Here is a 1628-nt window from a genome sequence, read left to right as displayed (position 1 = left end):
CCCGGCACCGGCCCCGGCCGGGCCGCCGCCCAAGACCTACGAGCCCGGCTACCCCGGCCTGCTCGCCCGGCTCTGGGACACCGCCGGCCACGCCCCCGACACCATCCTCACGTCCGTGCAGCAGTACGCCGACGACAGACCGGACTTCCAGGCCGTCGTCGTCGCGCGGCAGGGCAAGGCGGTCCCGAAGGTCGACGAGGCCAGACTCGCCGCAGCCTTCGACTTCCCGCCCGGCACCGTCACCCTGACCCCGGTCCCCGGCTCCGGTCCGGGCCGGATGCTGCTCACCGCCCGTCCCACTCTCGCCGCCGAGGAGCAGGCGTGGACGTTCGAGCGGCTGTGGGCGGAGAAGGTCGCCGCCGACGGCGGCGCCGCCCCCGGCATGCACCTGGTCGACCACCGGCGCGAGCCCAACCGGATCGTCGCCCGCGTCGAAGCCGCCGAGGGCCGCCTGGTCGACCTGCCGCAGCGCCCGATCGCCCGCGCCCTCGGCATCAAGGACCACGACCTGGTCGTCGTGGAGACCGACGGCCTGGGCGACGGCGTCGTCTCCTTCTACGAGGAGCACCCGCTGATCGACATCCGCTGCGCCACCGTCGAGGACCTGACGATGGACGCCGACGGGCGGATCCAGACCGGGCTGCGCCACGACGGCCGGCCCTCAAGGATCCCGCTGTACGACCCGGCCCTCGGCGCGGTCACCGACCTTTTCGTCGGCGCGCCGGGCGCCGGCAAGTCGGTGACCCTCAACACGATCATCGCCGCCGAGCGGATCTCCGGTGTCGTGTCGATCGTCGCGGACGCGCAGGACGGCATGTCGCTGCCGGAGGCCAACGGGAGGGTGTACTCGTTCGGCGCCGGGATCGCGGCGGTCGGCGCGACGCTGGCCGCCGCGTACGCGGTCGCCAAGTACCGGCAGAAGGTCAGCTCGGAGAACGGCTGGGGCGCGTTCGAGCTGAACAAGCCGTGGTCGCTGGCGAACCTGACGCTGGACGAGCTCAACCTGATCCTCGCCTCCGACGCGGACGTGCCCAAGGACTTCAAGCTGTGGGTCGTCGGCCTGATCTCCGCCTTCCAGTCCACGGGGCGCAAGATGGGCTTCGGGATCCGCTTCGCCGCGCAGTCCATCCACCTGGAGGACCTCGGCGACAAGGACAAGATCAGGGCGAACGCGAAGAACGGCACGGTCAGCCTCGGGCGCACCAACTCCAGCACCACGCAGCACATGGCCGCCGACGGCGTCCTGCCGCCCGGCATGCGCATCGAGCCGATCCCGCGCTACTTCCGCGCTGCCGACGCCATCGACGCCGCGTTCAAGGGCGAAGAGGCCGCCCGCGGCCCGGTCACCGCCGGCGTCGCCTGGCTCATCCAGGGCGGCCAGCTCTACAAGGCCCGCACCTTCAAGGCCGTCAAGGAAGGCAAGACCTTCCCCGGCCTGATCGCCCTGTACGAGAGCGCCCCGATCCCGGTCCTCACCCCGGAAGAGGACGCCACCTTCCAGGCCGAGTACGCCCAGGCCCTCGCCAAGGCCGAGCGGCTGCTGCGCGGCGAAGCCGACAGCAAGGACGCGGCACCCACGGCCCGGCCGGCTCCACCTCCCGCTCGCGCTCTGGCTCGCGCCCCGCACC

General features: G+C 72.6%; 1 protein-coding gene. It reads left to right on the top strand.

Going from position 1 to position 1628, the window contains the following annotated elements:
- Positions 1–1628 (top strand): hypothetical protein (locus tag ACIQOV_RS40690; protein ID WP_401056080.1); only part of this gene is annotated, 1628 nt, incomplete at both ends.

Source organism: Kitasatospora sp. NPDC091257 (genome assembly GCF_044757675.1).
Taxonomy (GTDB): Bacteria; Actinomycetota; Actinomycetes; order Streptomycetales; family Streptomycetaceae; genus Kitasatospora; species Kitasatospora lactacystinica.
This window is presented reverse-complemented; position numbering and strand designations above follow the sequence as displayed.